Below are 17,221 nucleotides of genomic sequence, written 5' to 3'. Positions count from 1 at the left end.
GGGGCGCACCCCGCCGGCCGGTCCCCGCCCGTGTGCGCGGACGGCCTCAGTCTCCGTCGGCCGCGGTCCGCAGGATGATCCGGTGCTCACCCGCGTACACGTTCATGGAGGAGCCGCGCAGGAAGCCGACGAGGGTCAGCCCCGACTCGGCCGCCAGGTCCACCGCCAGCGACGACGGCGCGGAGACCGCGGCCAGCACCGGGATGCCGGCCATCACCGCCTTCTGGGCCAGCTCGAAGGAAGCGCGGCCGGAGACCAGCAGGATCGACTCCGAGAGCGGCAGCAGGTCCTGCTGCAGGGCCCGGCCGACGAGCTTGTCGACGGCGTTGTGCCGGCCGACGTCCTCCCGGACGTCCACCATCTCCCCGTCCGCCGTGAAGAGCGCCGCCGCGTGCAGCCCCCCGGTCCGCTCGAAGACCTGCTGGGCCGCCCTGAGCCGGTCGGGGAGGACGGCCAGCAGATCCGTGCCGATGCGGACCGGGGGAGTGTCGCCGATCTTCCAGAGGGCGTTGGTGCGCACGGCGTCCAGGCTGGCCTTGCCGCACAGGCCGCACGAGGACGTGGTGTACACGTTCCGCTCCAGCGTGATGTCGGGGACGGTCACGCCCTCGGCCAGCCGGACGTCGACGATGTTGTACGTGTTGGCGCCTCCCCCAGCTACCGCTGGGGGGACCCCCAGCGTCGCACCCGCGCAGTACACGATGTTCGCGATCTCGTCGGCCCGCCCGATCACGCCCTCACTCGCCAGGAACCCCACGGCGAGTGCGAAGTCGTCGCCCGGGGTGCGCATGGTGATGGCCAGCGCCTTGCCGTTCAGGCGGATCTCCAGTGGCTCCTCCGCCACCAGGGTGTCGGCGCGGTGTCCTGCCACGCCGTCCCTGATGCGGAGTACGCGGCGGCGCTCGGTGACCCGTCCCATAGCTGATCAGTCCCGGTTCTGTACGTGCTGGCTGCGTCCGACGAACCGATATCCGAATCGGCCCTTGATACAGAGGTTGCCATGGGTGACCGGGTTGTCGTGCGGCGAGGTCACCTTGACCGCCTGGTCAGACCGGTGCCAGGGTGATCGCGTCGGCGGCCTCGACGACGTATGTCGCAGGATGTACTCAGTAGACTGCGGACGAAACCGATTTCCCGGGCCCGAATGTCTGGCCGGGCTCGCCGCTCAGGTCGACCGGGCCGGCAGGGCCCGACCCGGAAACGCGAGAGACGACATGAGTGAGCAGCCGACCGCTTCGGGCACCTTCGTCGCGGACGACGACGTCAGAGCGCGACTGCTGTACCTGCGCGGCAGTATCGACAATCTGGACGCGGCCCTGGTGCACCTGCTCGCCGAGCGGTTCAAGTGCACCCAGCAGGTCGGCGAGTTGAAGGCCGCCCACGACCTGCCGCCGGCCGACCCGGCCCGCGAGGCAGCCCAGATCGCCCGGCTGCGTGAACTGGCCGAGGACGCCCGGCTGGACCCGGCCTTCGCCGAGAAGATGCTGAACTTCATCATCGGCGAGGTCGTTCGGCACCACAAAGTGATCGCCGGACGCTCCACCGAGGACGCGGGCTAGAGCGCGGGCACGGGCGAGGACGCGGGCTAGAGCGCGGGCACGGGCGAGGGCGAGGGCGAGGGCGACCGAGTCGCCTGGACCGGGGGTGTGGCGCTCACCGCACTTCCCCCGAAGTCGGAGCTTCCCGGAACCGGTGTCGCTATCGTCACCGGCAGCGACGCCCGACCGGGCGTCGGGACGATGTCCGGACTGCGGCCGGGCGACGCCCATGTCATCCGCAATGCGGGCGGATGCGTCAATGACGACACCCTCCACTCGCTGCGCTTGAGTCAGACTGTAGGCGGGACCAGTGAAATCCTGCTGGTGCACCACGAGGACTGTGCGGCTCTCGGTGATCCCGCCGATGATCTACGGGCGTGTCTGATCCGGCTCCGTGACAACCAAGAGCTGCCCCATACCGATGTGGTGCGCGGCTTCGTCTCCACGCGCGGTGGTGCTCCGCGCGAGATCCGCCCCGAACGAGCGGAGAACTGATGACCCTCATCCTCAAGCCCGGCACGGCCTGGTCCGACGCCTGGCGGCGTTGCGTCGAGGTCGCCCCCGAGGCGTTCCACGAAGACCGCGTACTCAACCACTGGAACGGCCGCTGGCAGGCGGACGGCCGGCTGCTGCCGACCACCTCGCCCGTCGACGGTTCACCCCTCGCCGCCCTCCCCCGATTGGACGCGGCCAGCGCCCATCTGGCCGTACGGGCGTCGCTCGATCAGCACCGGGCGTGGCGGGAGGTGCCGCTCGCCGACCGCAAGGCGCGGGTGAGCGCCACCCTGGACGCGCTCACCGAGCACCGTGAACTCCTCGCGCTGCTGCTCGTCTGGGAGATCGGCAAGCCCTGGCGGCTCGCCCAGGCGGACGTGGACCGGGCCATCGACGGCGTGCGCTGGTACGTCGGCGAGATCGACCGGATGGTCGAGGGCCGGACCCCGCTGCCCGGACCGGTCAGCAACATCGCCAGCTGGAACTACCCGATGAGCGTCCTGGTCCACGCCATGCTGGTGCAGGCGCTGGCCGGCAACGCCGTCATCGCCAAGACCCCCACCGACGGCGGTCTCGCCTGTCTCACCCTCGCCACCGCGCTGGCCGCCCGCGAGGGCCTGCCCGTCACGCTGGTCAGCGGCAGCGGCGGCGAGCTGTCCGAGGCGCTGGTCAGGGCTCCGGAGATCGGCTGCGTCTCCTTCGTCGGCGGCCGCGACGCGGGCGGCCGGGTCGCCGCCTCCGTCGCCGACCTCGGCAAGCGGCACATCCTGGAGCAGGAGGGCCTCAACGCCTGGGGTGTGTGGAACTACACCGACTGGCCCACCCTGACCGGGCACATCCGCAAGACCTTCGACTACGCCAAGCAGCGCTGCACCGCCTACCCGCGGTTCGTCGTGCAGCGCGAGACGTTCGACCAGTTCCTGACCGCGTACCTGCCGGGCGTCCAGGCCGTCACCTTCGGCCACCCGCTGGCCGTCGAGCACCCCGACGACGACCTGCCCGAGCTGGACTTCGGGCCGCTGATCAACGCCGCCAAGGCCAAGGAACTCGGCGACCTCGTCTCCGAGGCCATCAGCCGCGGCGCGGTCCCGCTGCACCACGGCTCGCTCGCCGAGGGACGCTTCCTGCCCGGCCAGGACACCTCCGCGTACCTGCCGCCGGTCACCCTGCTCAACCCGCCCTCGACCTCACCGCTGCACCACGCGGAACCGTTCGGCCCGGTCGACACCCTCGTCCTGGTCGACACCGAGGCCGAACTGCTGGCCGCGATGAACGCCAGCAACGGCGCGCTGGTGGCGACCCTCGCCACCGACGACCAGGGCGCCTTCGACCGGCTCGCTCCGCAGATCAGGGCCTTCAAGGTCGGTCACAGCAAGCCGCGTTCGCGCGGTGACCGCGAAGAGCTCTTCGGCGGCTTCGGCGCCTCCTGGCGCGGTGCCTTCGTCGGCGGCGAACTGCTGGTCCGCGCCGTCACCGAGGGGGCGGCCGACGAGCGGCTGCCCGGCAACTTCCCGGACTACCGGCTCCAGCCCAGCTGATCCCCGGCCGGCCCGGTGGTGACGGTGCGTGCCGTCACCCCCGGGCCGGTCAGCCGATCCCCTGATGGTCGGCGAGCAGCGCGAACTCACGGTCCGCCGCCTCCGGCACCGTACGTTCCACGGCCTGCTCCACCAGCGCGCGGTGCCGCTCCAGCGGCTCGCGGCGGTCCGGCGGCGCGAGCAGCAGCAGATCGTCGAGACCGGCCAGCAGCCGCCGGGTGACCTGCGGGCTGGTCGTCGCGCACAGCCGGATCTCGGTGAACCCCAGATCCACCAGATCACCCCAGGACGGCAGATCCTGCACCAGCCGCACCGTCCCCGAACGATCGGTGTGGTGCACCGCGCCCAGCGGCCGGTCCGCCACCGCCGCCAGGAACTGCACGATCCGGTCCAGGCACTGCACCGCCGTCGTCGGATCGTTGATGGCCGACGACAGCGCCCGCAGCCCGATGTCCGCCAGCTGCCGCAGCCCGAACCCCAGATCCTGGTGGAACGTCCGCTCCACCCCACCGACACCGTGGACCGCAGCAGCCGCACCGGCAGCCGGCCCTCGCTCGGGCCGTGCACCGTCAGCAGCGGCGTCCCCGGCACCACGAAGTCGCCGATCCGCGGCACCAGCCGCAGCACCGTCCCGCCCCGCCGCGCGATCCGCGACAGCCGCGCGATGTTCACGTCCCGCAGCACTCCCGCCCGCCCCCGGTGCGTGATCACCGAGACCTCCGCCGGCAGCGGCAGCGCCCCCTCGGGGGACCGCAGCGGATACGCCCCCAGCACCCGGAACGACTCCCGGGTGATCCGGTCGATCACATAGCTGACCCGCATCAGCCGGATCGTGGCGTTCACATACGCCACGAACAGCCCCAGGCTGATCAGCACCAGCAGCACCGCCGTCAGCAGCGTGAACACCGGCACGCTGGTGACGAGCTTCGGATCCTTCTCCCCGTCGTACGCCGACTGGCCCGCCAGCGAGAACAGGAACGTCGCGAGGAAGACCGCGAACGTGCCCTTGGTGATCCGGCTGCGCACATACAGCCGCACCACCCGCGGCGAGAACTGGCTGCTCGCCATCTGCAGCGCGACCAGCGAGATGCTGAAGACCACACCGATGAACGTCAGCATCGCCGAGCCCACCGTCGTGACGACCGACTTCGCGTCCTCCGCGATCTTGATCAACGACGTGACCGAGTCGTAGTCGCCCTCGTCCTGCAGCGACCCGATCAGCCAGGCGTCCAGCTCCCCGACCGCACCCGCCAGCAGCAGCGCCCCGACCAGCCCCACGGCCGGCGCGAACCAGAACGTGTCCCGCAGATGCTCCCGCAGCGGCGAAAGCGCCCGTGGCCTGCGGCTTTCACGGTGTGTAACCAAAGGTGACATATCGCTCACACCCGGACCCTACGTCCTCCCACCCCCCGAACCCGGGACCCCACCCACCCCCGCGCACGGCCCCCGGCACGGCGCCCAGCACGGCGTCTTATGCAGGTGAGAAGCACTCCGATTCCTTGGTATCGTTGTCCATGTCGCCGCGGGAAACCTCGGCACACACCCTGTCCGGGTGGCGGAATGGCAGACGCGCTAGCTTGAGGTGCTAGTGCCCTTTATCGGGCGTGGGGGTTCAAGTCCCCCCTCGGACACTTTTTGCAGTCCTCACAGTGTCGACCGGTCTCCGGTCGGCACTGTTTGCGTTTCACGGTCGTTGGCCGGCGTCAGACCGAGCAGCCGGTAGGCCTCGGCGACATCCTCGCGTAGTCGGACCGGTGCGGGGCGCCGGCCCGCTGTGGTGAGCAGGTGCGTCAGATCATCCAAGTGCTGGGTCTCCGTCGCGGCGAAGCGCATGACCCGCGTGCTCGAGCCGTGATCGTATCGAGTCCGACCGTCGTACAACCGTGCCAGGCATCACAGGTGCGAATGTCCGAAATGTTCAATTGAACATTATTCGCCCCGCGCAAGTCGCTTGGTCGGAGCTTTACTTGGCGACTAGCTTCACATTACTTATTTGATTCTTATTGAATCTTCAGATTGTGGGGCGGCATGGCACGGCGAATGCGTCGTTGGGGAGCGGCGCGCGGGGTGGCGTTCGGCGTGCTGGCAGCGGTACTTGCCAGCGGTACTACGGCGGTTCCGGCTGAAGCCGCGGCACCGGCCGCCCGGGCTTTCGACTCGGCGGTGACCGCCGCACAGGATGCGGGCGAGGCACCCTCCGAGGAGATTGCCCTGGCGGCCGCGAAGGCCGGCGGGGAGCCCGTGGAGGTCACTCGGCTGCGTCAGGAACGCCGGGAGGTGTTCGCCAATCCGCAGGGCACGTTCACCGCGCAGGAGTACACCCAGCCGGTGCGTACGCAGCGCGGTGGCACTTGGGTTCCGGTCGACGAGACGCTGGTGCGGCGTGCGGACGGCGGTTGGTCGCCGAGGGCGGCGACAGTGGAGATCGAGTTCTCCGGCGGTGGGACGGGCGCGTTCGCCCGGATGAACCGGGCCGGGCGCGAGTACGCGCTGACGTGGCCGGACGGCGCTCTTCCGCAGCCGAAGGTGGACGGCAACACCGCGCGCTATGCGGAGGTACTGCCCGGTGTGGACCTGGCGGTGCGCGCCGATGCCGAAGGCTTCGCCCACTATCTGATCATCAAGACGGCCGCGGCCGCGGCCAACCCGGCCCTGGACCAGATCGAGTTGGGTCTGTCGACCAAGGGGCTGAAGGTCGAGGAGAGCGCCGGCGGCTCACTGAAGGCCGTGGATGCGGCGGTGGGCGGCACGGTCTTCGAAGCGGGCCGGGCCGTCATGTGGGACACCTCCACGGGCGGCGGCGCGCCTGCGGCCCGCACCCTTGCGGCGGCAGGCCCGGCGACAGCGCCGAAGGCCGAGCTGGACCCCGCGGACGGGGGTCGTAAGGCGGCGGTGGGACTCGACGTGACCAGCAACAAGATCACCCTCACGCCGGATGCCGGCCTGCTGCGCGGGGCGAACACCGTCTATCCAGTGGTAGTGGACCCCATTCCGAAAACCACCAGCCGCACCGCCTGGACCTCGGTGATGTCCGGCATGCCCAACGAGCAGGACTGGGCCTACAGCGGCAGTGCGGGCATGGGTAAGTGCCCCACCAATTACAACCCCACCCAGTGCGCCAACATCGGGGTGCGGCGGCTGCTGTTCACCTTCCCCACGTCGTTCTACGCGGGCAAGCAGATCATCAGTTCCCAGTTCTCCGCCCGGGTGGAGAGCGTGTACTGGGCCGATGCCCGAGCGGAGCCGGTCGATCTGTACCGGATCGGTGACAAGAACTACACCGTCACCGCGGGCAGCAACTGGTCCAACACCAAGGACGACTGGTCCGACTACCTGATGACGACGGACACGGCGATCTCGCCGACGTCCTGCTCCAGCACCGGCACCAATTTGAACATGAAGAACGGTGAACTGCTGAGCGAGGTGCAGACGGCAGCCGCGGGTTCGTGGTCGAGCATGTCGCTGGGTCTGAAGGCGAAGGACGAGTCCAACTTCCCCGGCTGGAAGCGGATCTGCGGCAACACCTTCTTGCAGATCGAGTACAACACGCCGCCGCAGCAGGTTGACTTCCGGCTGATGTCGTCCAACCCCGGCGGCAAGTGCGTGCGCGATGCCGCATCCGCGCCCTATGCCGATGTGCTGCCGCAGCTGAGCGCGGAGGCGCGGGATCCGGACCACACCGCGTCCAACACCGACCAGGTCAAGATGCAGTTCCAGGTGTTCTACACCGACAAGGCGGGCGCGGAAAAGAACTACTTCGCGGAGACCGGCTACAAGTCGCCGAGTGCGGGGACGGCCTTCACCCACCAGGTGGTCCAGCCGGCCGCAGGGAACGGCGTGGGCATGTGGGCCCCCTCCTTGGGCACGGTTTACCAGCGCAACGCGGCCAATTCGGGTGGCAATGACGCAGAGTTCAAGTACGGGAGTTCGGGGATGACCCCGCTGTCGGGCGACTGGAACGGCGACGGTGTCGACTCCATCGGCATGTACGACCCGACAACAAGCACGTTCTACCTGCGCAACGACAACAGCGCGGGGGGCAACGACTATGAGATCAAGTTCGGCAACGCAGGCGACCTGCCGGTGGCCGGGGACTGGAACGGCGACGGCAAGGACACCATCGGTGTGTGGCGGCCGGGCAACCACTTCTTCTACCTGAACAACGAGTTGACCAACAGCGTCGCCGATTACTCCTTCAATTACGGTGGCACCGGCATGACGCCGATCGCCGGCGACTGGAACGGTAACGGCATCGATTCGATCGGCATGTTCCTTCCATCGACGTACAGGTTCTATGTACGTGACTCCAACAGCTCGGGCGGCAACAGCTACGAGATGTCCTTCGGGAGTGCCATCGACAAGCCGGTGGTGGGCGACTGGAACGGCGACAAGATCGACACGATCGGTGTGTGGCGGCCCAGCAACCACTTCTTCTACCTGAACAACGAGTCGACCAACAACGTCGCCGATCTGTCGTTCGTCTACGGCGGCACCGGCATGCTCCCCATCGTCGGCACCTGGCGCAGCGACGCCGCGATCCCGGCGACCTCGCTCATCTCCTGGCAGGCGCGGGCCTTCGACGGGGACGCGTGGGGGCCGTGGAGTGCCGCCAACGGTGGCCTGCGCTGCTTCGTCCGCCGCGATGCGGCCCGGCCCAAGGCTCCCGCGGTCAGCGCCGATCCGTACAAGGCGGATGAGACGGTGCGCGACGGGGTGGGCACGCCAGGCAAGTTCACCTTCGACGCCGAGGACAACGACGTACAGGGTTACCGCTACACCTTCGATGGCGAGGCGACGGCGACGAAGCCGACCACCAAGGGCGACGCGGTCACCGTCAACTGGACACCCCTGTGGTCCGGACGCCATTCGGTGACCGTCGAGGCATACGACGGAGCGGGCAACACCTCCAGCGTCCCGGCGTACTACGAATTCTTGGTGTCCGACGGCAAGGCACCCGCCGGTCAGTGGAACCTGGCGGACCAGGCTGGGAGTTCCGAGGCGCATGACGAGACAGCAGACCATGCCGCCACGGCGGGCCCGGGAGCGACGTTCGGTGTATCCGGGCCGGGCGGTACCGCGGACTACGCGGCTCGCCTGGACGGTAGCGCCGGGGCGTACCTGGACACGGGCGGCAAGGTGTTGGACACGGACTCAAGTTTCAGTGTGAGCGCCTGGGTCAAACCGGCCGCCGTGGACCGCAACATGGCCGTGGTGAGCCAGGACGGCACCGATGAGTCCGGGTTCGTGCTGGGTTATGACGCCGGCTCCAAGGCCTTCGTGTTCTCCACCCCGGACGCGGACGGTGAGATGACCACCCGGTACCAGGCCACGGCCACCGGCTACGAGGTCAAGGCAAACCAGTGGTACCTGGTGACCGGTGTCTTCGATGCGACCGATCCGGCCAAGCCGCAGTTGAAGATCTACGTCAATGACCATGCAGCCTGGAGTGCTGCCCGCCCCGTCAAGTGGTCGGCGCAGGGCAACTTCCAGATCGGCCGCGCCATGTCTGCCGGTGGCTACCGGGATCCCTTCCAAGGCGATCTGGCCGAGGTACGCGCCTACGACCGGATCCTGCCGTCGGCGCAGGTCGCCGAGTTGATGACGGTCAAGCCCACCCGGAAGGCCTACTGGCAACTGGATCAGGCCACCGGCAACAGCGTCGCGAATGTGCAGGCGAACGGAGCGCCGCTGCTGGTGCACGGGGCGAGCATCTACCAGCAGGCGGACGATCTGTCCGATCCGGCCCTGACGGGGAGCGGTCATCTGCAGTTGGACGGCGTGGACGACTGGGCCGACACCGCCGCGCCGGTCGTGAGCGGGTCAGGCAGCTTCACCGTCGCGGTGCGGGCCCGCCTCACCTCGTTGGATCCGACCAGGTCCCAGACCGTGCTGTCCCTGCCGGGTCACAACGCCGATCGTCTCGTGGTGCGCTACCAGGCCGCCAGCCAGCGATGGGAACTGGCCGTGACCGACGCTGACAGCACCAGTCCGAAGGCGACCACGGTCACCGATGGCGACAGCCTGCCCACCGCAGATTTTCCGGGCAGTCACCTGGCGGTGACCTACGACGCCTTCACCCATCAAGTGCGGCTGTACGTCGACGGTAACCACACCGACACGGCGACCGGCGTCGACACCGCGCACTGGCCCTCCACAGGCGGCGTGCAGATCGGCCGTTCGGCGCAGGCCGGCGGCAGCGCGTACTTCGCCGGCGCGATCGACGAGGTCCGCATGTACGAAGGCGCTGTCGACCAGGTGGCCATCCAGCGGATGGCCGTCAACCTGCCTGTCTCGGACCTGTAACCGCTCGCTCTCCTGCCTGTCCGGGTCCGCCACCAACCGCGGCCCCGGACAGGCATGCCGGATCATCCCTTTGCTGCTCTTTTGATCTTTCCTTGCGGAGTTGTGTGATGTTTCTGAACGGTCGGCTGCTCGCCTCTCGCATGCCCCGGCGTGCGGTGGCCAGCACCGTTTTGAGTCTGGCCCTGGCGCTGTCGGCCGGCACCCTTCAAGCCGCGGCGTTCGCGCCGGAGACCGGGCGCCTGCCCGGCTTTGCCGACAACCCGGACCCGGTCGCGGGCAAGAACGCGAACGCCGCCAAGGCAAGGCCGGCGGATGCTGCGAAGAAGGCAGCGGTCAAGACCCTTGATCCGGCCGCATGGCCGGGAGCCGGAAGCATCGACATACCCCTGCCTGCCGCAACCGTAGCCAGGTCGGCGGCCGAGGGGGCGAAAGCCAGTGTGGGTGGCCTGCCCGTTGCGGTGCGTCCCGTCGCAGCCAAGGGGCGCGTTGCCGCGAAGCAGCCTGCCCACGTCAAGGTCACCTCACTGAGCCGACAGACGGCACAGCAATGGGGGAGCGCGGCCCTGCTCACCGTGGAGCGCGGTGACGCGGTGCCCGACGCGGCCCCGGTACAGCTTTCGCTGGACTACTCGAAGTTCACCGAGGCGGCCGGCGGTGGCTACGGTTCGCGTCTTCGGCTGATCCAGTTGCCTGCGTGTGCTGCCACCAAGGCTCCCGGCCGGGACTGCCCCGCCACGCCCACCGTCATCGCCTCGACCAATGACACCGCCGCGCTCACCGTGAGTGCAACAGTGGCCGCGGCGCCGACCGCCATGGCGGCGAACACCCGGACGGCGAAAGCCGCGCCGGCCGTGTACGCGCTGGCCGCCGGCAGTTCGTCCTCGAAGGGCGACTACAAGGCCACCTCGCTGTCCCCGTCGGCGAGCTGGTCGGTGGCCAACTCCTCCGGCGGATTCTCCTGGAACTATCCGCTGCGCGTGGTCCCGACCCCGGGCGGTCTGAGCCCCACGGTCGGCCTGGGCTACTCCTCGCAGTCCGCTGACGGCCGCACTTCGGCCACCAACAACCAGGGTTCCTGGGTCGGTGAGGGCTTCGGCTACGAGCCGGGCTACGTCGAGCGTTCCTACAAGCCTTGCTCGGACGACGGGCACCCTGCCTCCGGCGAGCAGTGCTGGGCGTTCGACAACGCCACCGTGATGCTCGACGGCTCATCCAGTGAGCTCATCAAGGACGACAAGACCGGCAAGTGGCACTTCGCCTCCGAGTCCGGCTCGAAGATCGAACAGCTCAGCAACGCCGACACCGTCACGGGCAACGGGGACAACGACGGCGAGCACTGGAAGATCACCACGACCGACGGTACCGAGTACTACTTCGGCCTCAACCGGCTGCCCGGCTGGAGTTCCGGCAAGGAAGAAACCGCATCGACCTGGACATCACCGGTCTTCGGCGATGACTCGGGCGAGCCCTGCTACAACGCCACCTTCGCCAACGCGCACTGCGACCAGGCATGGCGATGGAACCTCGACTTCGTCAAGGACACCCATGGCAATGCCATGTCCTACTTCTACGGGAAAGAGGCCAACGCCTACGCGCTGAACGGCAAGACGGACGTCAACGGCACCAGCTACACCCGCGGCGGCTACCTCAAGCACATCGACTACGGCCAGCGCGCCGACGCCGCCTACGCCAAGGCCCCGGCCCGCGTGGTCTTCGGCACCAAAGAGCGCTGCCTGCCGACCGACACCTTCGACTGCGCCGCCGCCAAGTTCACCACCGCGAACGCGGCCAACTGGCCGGACACCCCGGTCGATCAGTCCTGCACGGTGGGCACCAAGTGCACCCTCAGCCAGGCCAGCCCGACCTTCTGGACGACCAAGCGACTGACCGGCATCACCACCCAGATGAGTACCGGCCCCGCCGCAGATGCCTACGGTGATGTGGACGCCTGGACCTTCACCCACACCTTCACCGACAACGGCGATGCCACGAAGACCCTGTGGCTCGCCAAGATCGACCATGAGGGCAAGGCCGGTGGCAGCGAGAAGCTGCCCTCTCTGGAACTGGGCGGCGTGCACCTGAAGAACCGGGTGGACAGCGACACCGACAACACCGACGCCATTCACCGCTTCCGCCTGGCCACGGTCGTCAGTGAGACCGGGGCGCAACTGGACGTCACCTACGCGCCGACGGAGTGCACCGCCGCCGCGCTGCCCAAGCCGGGCGAGTCCACCAAGCGCTGTTACCCCGTGGTGTGGGCCCCGCCGGGCACCATCGAGCCCAAGACGGACTGGTTCCACAAGTACGTCGTCCAGGAGGTCCGGGAGACCGACCGCACCGGCGGTGGCGACGACCTGGTCACCCACTACGACTACGAGGGCAATGCCGGCTGGCGGCACGCCGAGCCGAACGGCATCATCGACGAGAAGTTCCTGACCTGGGGGCAGTGGCAGGGCTACGGCAAGGTCACCGTCACCAGCGGGAACGGCCAGACCCCTGCCACCCGGCTGAACTACACCTATCTGCAGGGACTGGACGGCGACAAACTCCCCGGCGGTGGCACCCGAAGCGAGAAGGTGAAGGACTCCACCGGCACCGAATACACCGGGGACAAGGAGTACACCGGCTTCGAGATCGAGGCCCAGACCTACGACAACGCCACCGGCGGCAAGGTCATCGCCAAGACGATCTCAGAGCCGTGGAAGTACGACACCGCCACCCAGACCAGGACCTGGGGCACCAACAAGGCCACGCTGGTCAAGACAGGTGTGTCGCGCGGTTACACCCAGAAGTCCGACAACAGCTGGCAGGCCACCAAGTCGACCTCGACGTACGACACCTCGGTGCCCAACGGCCGGCTCCAGTACACCGAGGACCTCGGCGACAGCGACCCCAAGGTCACCGCGGATGACCGGTGCACCCGACTGTGGTACGCCGACGACCCGGCCAGGAACATCTACGAACTGGCCTCCCGCAGCGAAGCCGTCTCCGTCACCTGCGCCGCCACCCCGGACCGTAAGACCCAGGTCCTGGCGGACGAACGGACCACGTACGACGGCCAGAGCAACGCCGTCAAGACCGAGCGGTTGACCGCTCACAACGGCACCACCGCCACCTACCAGGTCACCGGTGTCACCGGGTACGACAAGTTCGGCCGCCCGATCTCGCAGACGGATGCCGGGGACGCGACCACGACCACCGGGTACACCGATCTCAACGGCCTGATCACGCAGGCCAAGAACACCAATGCGCTGGGCCACGTCACCACCACGGACTACGCCCAGGCCTGGGGCGTTTCGGTGGGGCAGACCGATCCCAACGGCAAGCGCACCGACCTGGCGTACGACGCGCTGGGCCGCCTGACCTCGGTATGGCTGGCCGACCGGGCCAAGACCTCCACCCCGAGCATCAAGTACACCTACAACGTCCGCCGCGACAAGCCCACCGCGATCAAGACCGAGAAGATCGACAACGGCGGCAACTACGGCGTCGAATACCAGCTCTACGACAGCTTGCTGCGGCCACGCCAGAAGCAGACCGAAGGCCCCGGCGGCACCCGCATGGTCGGAGACGTCTTCTACAACGGCATCGGCAAGCCGAAGAAGACCAACGACACCTACAACGCCGCCGGCACCCCCTCCGACGAACTGCTGCTGGTCGCGAACGGTGCGGTCGGGGCTCAGAGCCTCGCCGAGTACGACGGCCTTGGACGTACCACCGCTGACATCTTCCAGGTGGCCGGTGTCGAGCAATGGCGCACCACCACCACCTACGACGGGGAACGCACCCACGTCGACCCGCCCACCGGCCAGATGCCGACCACCAGCATCGCCGACGCCCAGGGCCGCACCACCGAACTGCGCCACTACCACAGCGACGCACCGCTCCCAGGATCGCCCGGAGCGCAGTACGACAGCACCAAGTACACGTATACGCCGAGCGGACAGCCGGACACCGTCACCGACGCCCAGAACCACACCTGGAGCTTCCAGTACGACCAGCTCGGCCGTCAGATCAAGACCGTCGACCCGGACGCGGGCCCTTCGACCACCGCCTATGACGGACTCGACCGCCCGATCGTGTCCACCGACGCCCGCGGCAAGAAGACCTCAACGGTCTACGACAAGCTGGGACGCACCCTCACCACCTGGAACGGCGACCCGACCACCGGCACCAAACTCACCGAGAGCCGCTACGACAAGGCCGGCCGGCTCGGGCAGGCCTGGGCCAGCCTGCGCTACACCAGCGCCACCGAGTACTTCGCCACCGTCGTCCAGGGCACCGACGCCTTCTACCGCCCGCTGCGCACCGACTACATCGTGCCGGCGGCCCAGGGCGCCCTGAAGGGCACCTACTCCTTCACCAGCAGTTACAACCGTGACGGCACCGTCCAGGGTGCGGGCCTGCCCGCCGCCGGCGCCTTGCCCAGCGAGGCGATCGCCTACACCTACGACGAACTGCAGCGCCCGAGCACCATGACGAGCGCGTCCACCTACGTCACCCAGACCGTCTACACGCCCACCAGTCAGCTCAAGGGTCTGACGCTGTCCACCGGCGGCAGCGGCAAAGCCGTTCAGCAGACCTTCGCCTACGAGAAGGGCACCGACCGCCTCACCAGCTCCAAGGTCGACATCTCCGGTGTCACCGGCGCGGTGAAGGCCTCCCAGTACGCCTACGACCAGGCCGGCAACGTCCTGTCGATCTCCGACACCGCGGGTGCGTCCCCGGACGTCCAGTGCTTCGCCTACGACAGCGGTCAGCGCCTGGCCGAGGCGTGGACCCCGGCCGCCGCCGCAGCCACCGCAACCGGTTCCGGCACCGTCGGCGGAAAGGTGGGCGCCGACACCCCCGCCAGTACCCCGAGCGCCTGCGCCGCCGCCCCCGGCACCAGCGCACTGGGAGGGCCGGCCGCGTACTGGAAGTCCTACACCACCGACTCCATCGGCAACCGCACCAAGGACGTCGACCACGACACCTCCCTGGACGCCGCCAAGGACGTCTCGCGTACCTACACCTACGGCGAGAACGGCGACGGACCCCACGCGGCCACCACCCTCACCGAGAAGAAGCCCACCGGCGAGTCCAAGTCCACCTACGGCTACGACGACGCCGGCAACACCACCACCCGCACCACCGGCGGCAACACCCAGTCACTGCAGTGGAACGACCAGGGCGAACTGAACAAGACCGTCGAGGCCGACGGCACGGAAACCAGCTACCTCTACGACACGGACGGCAGCCGCGTCCTGCGCCGTGACGCGAGCGCCACCACCGTCTATCTGCCCGGCCTGGAACTGCGCCTGCCCACCGGTGGCAACACCGTGGAAGCAACCCGCTACTACTCCTTCGCCGGCGAATCCATCGCGGTGCGCCAGAACAACGGCGACCTGTCCTTCCTCGCCTCTGACCACCAGGGCACCAGCAGCCTCGCCATCAACTCAACCACCGGAGTCGTCAGCCAACGCCGCTTCGACCCCTATGGAGCGAACCGCGGGACACCGGCCGGCGCCTGGCCCGGCGAAAAGGGCTTCGTCGGCGGCACTCGTGACGCCCAGAGCGGACTGACCCACCTCGGGGCCCGGGAGTACGACGCCGATATCGGCAAATTCATGTCGGTCGATCCCATCATCGACTACACGCAGCCCGAGCAGATGAACGCGTATTCCTACTCGCACAACTCGCCGGTGACCTACTCCGACCCCACCGGAACCTGCACCTTCGCGCCCTTCTGCACGGGCTCATCGGATCCCTGTGCGGGCACCGTCGGCGTCTGCGCCCCGGCGAAGGACGCCGAGTCCAAGGCCCAGCAGGACGTAGACGTCGCTCAGACGAACCTCAGCAACAAGAAGCACCAGGTCAAGCAAGCCGCAAAGATCCTGATCAATATTGTCAAGGAGCTCATCGGTATTGATGCGGCCTTGGACTGCTTCTCCAGCGGAGACCTCGGGGCCTGCGGAGAGACACTCCTCAACGTCGCGGGCAGCTTCGCCGGCGGTATCGCAGGCAAGATCCTTGCCAAGTACGGCACCCCATGGAAATGGGCCAAGGGCATCAAGCTCGCGAAGAAGGTCGTCGGGCTGGTCGGCGACCTCATCAGCGGGATCCGCGACATCGGCAAGGCTTCCAAGACCCTCGGCAGGGCGAAGGACGCGCTCAAAATAGCCCGTGAGAAGGCCAAGGTCGCCGTAGCCAAGGGGAAGGAGCTGCTCAGTAAGGGACCGGAGTGCACCCATAGCTTCTTGCCTGGAACCTTGGTGCAGCTAAGTGACGGCACCTCCAAACCGATCGAGCAAGTAGCCCTCGGCGACAAGGTCACCACCACCGAACCCGACACCGGTGAAACGTCCACCCGCGAGGTCGTCGGCACCATCACAACCGAGGACGACAAGCACTTCGTCGACCTCACCGTCAAGACCGAGACCACCGACGCGGCGGCGATCGTCGCCACCACAACCCACCCCTTCTGGGTGGAGTCCGAAGCAAAGTGGATCAACGCCGGCGACCTCAAGCCCGGCATGAACCTCCACACCCCCAAGGGTGATCGAGTCACCGTCGAAGCGGTCCGCCACTTCGACAAGCGCCAGCGCACACATGACCTCACCGTCGCCGGCATCCACACGTACTATGTGCTGGCGGGGGCTACGCCGGTCCTGGTTCATAACTGTGGCGATGCGTCCGACGAACTACTCGATATTGCTGACGGGCATATCGGCAAGACTAATACGGCCAGCGAAATCGTCTCAGCGGACGGGAAGGTCGGGCACGGGGTCAGCGGTGCGCGAGCTCCTTCTGCGCTAACGCCCCAGGTGCGCACTGCAGCAGAGGCCACAGGGCACCACAGAGGGTGTTCTGAGATTGGGGCGCTGTGTGAATTGGAGCTGCAGGGTGCGGATCTAACAGGAACTAAGGCTACGACCGTCAAGGTGATGGGAGGAAGCCAAGAGTACGGGCCCGAGGCGCATGGTGAGCTCTATCCGAAATGCCCTTCGTGCAGAGCGCTCTTCGATTTCCTTGACGGAAAGAAATGAGCATCGTAAGTGGTAACTAAATTGACGCCAAAGGCTCACCGTTTTCTGGATGTCTGGGGAAAGAGGATTTCGCGGCCCGTTCCCATGATTCCATTCGACGCTCCTGGCTACGTGAGGGACGTAATTCTCTCGCATGAACAGGAATTCGGAGGCATTTCGTTTCCGGTACAGGGAGGCGAGTTGCAAGGTTGGATGCGGCTCGGTGTCAAATCTGGGAAGCCGTGGCAATCCGGGGCTGGTGAATGGATCTTCAACTTCGCGGAGCCGCAGTTCGTCCAGTGCGGACTCGTCTGCAGGGCGGATGGATACTTCGGGGTGT

General features: G+C 67.7%; 7 protein-coding genes, 1 tRNA gene and 2 pseudogenes. 6 read left to right on the top strand and 4 right to left on the bottom strand.

Annotated features, from left to right (window positions below; translation table 11 throughout):
- Positions 1 to 46: 46 nt before the first annotated feature.
- A complete protein-coding gene (gene fdhD, locus LNW73_RS05340) occupies positions 47 to 919 on the bottom strand; it encodes a formate dehydrogenase accessory sulfurtransferase FdhD (protein ID WP_250978471.1) in 873 nt (290 codons plus the stop codon).
- A gap of 6 nt (positions 920 to 925) precedes the next feature.
- Positions 926 to 1,054: pseudogene (locus LNW73_RS05335) on the bottom strand (2Fe-2S iron-sulfur cluster-binding protein); the annotation flags it as partial.
- A 160-nt stretch (positions 1,055 to 1,214) separates the two neighbouring features.
- Here LNW73_RS05335 and LNW73_RS05330 point away from each other — a divergent pair.
- From LNW73_RS05330 to LNW73_RS05320, 3 genes are all read left to right on the top strand, one after another.
- Positions 1,215 to 1,559, top strand: coding sequence for a chorismate mutase (locus tag LNW73_RS05330; protein WP_250989126.1), 345 nt, complete (start codon positions 1,215 to 1,217; stop codon positions 1,557 to 1,559).
- Positions 1,560 to 1,646: 87 nt separating this feature from the next.
- Positions 1,647 to 2,033 (top strand): carbonic anhydrase, encoded by a 387-nt coding sequence (locus LNW73_RS05325; RefSeq protein ID WP_250989125.1) that lies wholly within the window; start codon positions 1,647 to 1,649, stop codon positions 2,031 to 2,033.
- Positions 2,033 to 3,571, top strand: coding sequence for an aldehyde dehydrogenase family protein (locus LNW73_RS05320; protein WP_250989124.1), 1,539 nt, complete (start codon positions 2,033 to 2,035; stop codon positions 3,569 to 3,571). Before LNW73_RS05325 ends, LNW73_RS05320 begins: the two co-directional genes overlap by 1 nt.
- A gap of 49 nt (positions 3,572 to 3,620) precedes the next feature.
- Here LNW73_RS05320 and LNW73_RS05315 read toward each other — a convergent pair.
- Positions 3,621 to 4,945, bottom strand: a pseudogene (locus LNW73_RS05315) (DUF2254 domain-containing protein).
- Positions 4,946 to 5,117: 172 nt separating this feature from the next.
- Here LNW73_RS05315 and LNW73_RS05310 point away from each other — a divergent pair.
- Positions 5,118 to 5,202, top strand: a tRNA-Leu gene (locus tag LNW73_RS05310).
- A 13-nt stretch (positions 5,203 to 5,215) separates the two neighbouring features.
- On the opposite strand, the gene LNW73_RS05305 is transcribed toward LNW73_RS05310, so the two are convergent.
- A complete protein-coding gene (locus LNW73_RS05305; RefSeq protein WP_250989123.1) occupies positions 5,216 to 5,404 on the bottom strand; it encodes a hypothetical protein in 189 nt (62 codons plus the stop codon).
- A 330-nt stretch (positions 5,405 to 5,734) separates the two neighbouring features.
- Here LNW73_RS05305 and LNW73_RS36285 point away from each other — a divergent pair, with 330 nt between their 5' ends.
- On the top strand, positions 5,735 to 9,874 hold the full coding sequence (locus tag LNW73_RS36285) for a LamG-like jellyroll fold domain-containing protein (RefSeq protein WP_250989122.1): 4,140 nt from the start codon (positions 5,735 to 5,737) through the stop codon (positions 9,872 to 9,874).
- A 107-nt stretch (positions 9,875 to 9,981) separates the two neighbouring features.
- Entirely contained in the window at positions 9,982 to 16,902 is a 6,921-nt protein-coding gene (locus tag LNW73_RS35890) for a polymorphic toxin-type HINT domain-containing protein (protein ID WP_285390640.1), read from the top strand.
- Positions 16,903 to 17,221: the final 319 nt, after the last annotated feature.

This window comes from Streptomyces sp. RKAG337 (assembly GCF_023701715.1).
Classification (GTDB): Bacteria; Actinomycetota; Actinomycetes; order Streptomycetales; family Streptomycetaceae; genus Actinacidiphila.
This window is presented reverse-complemented; position numbering and strand designations above follow the sequence as displayed.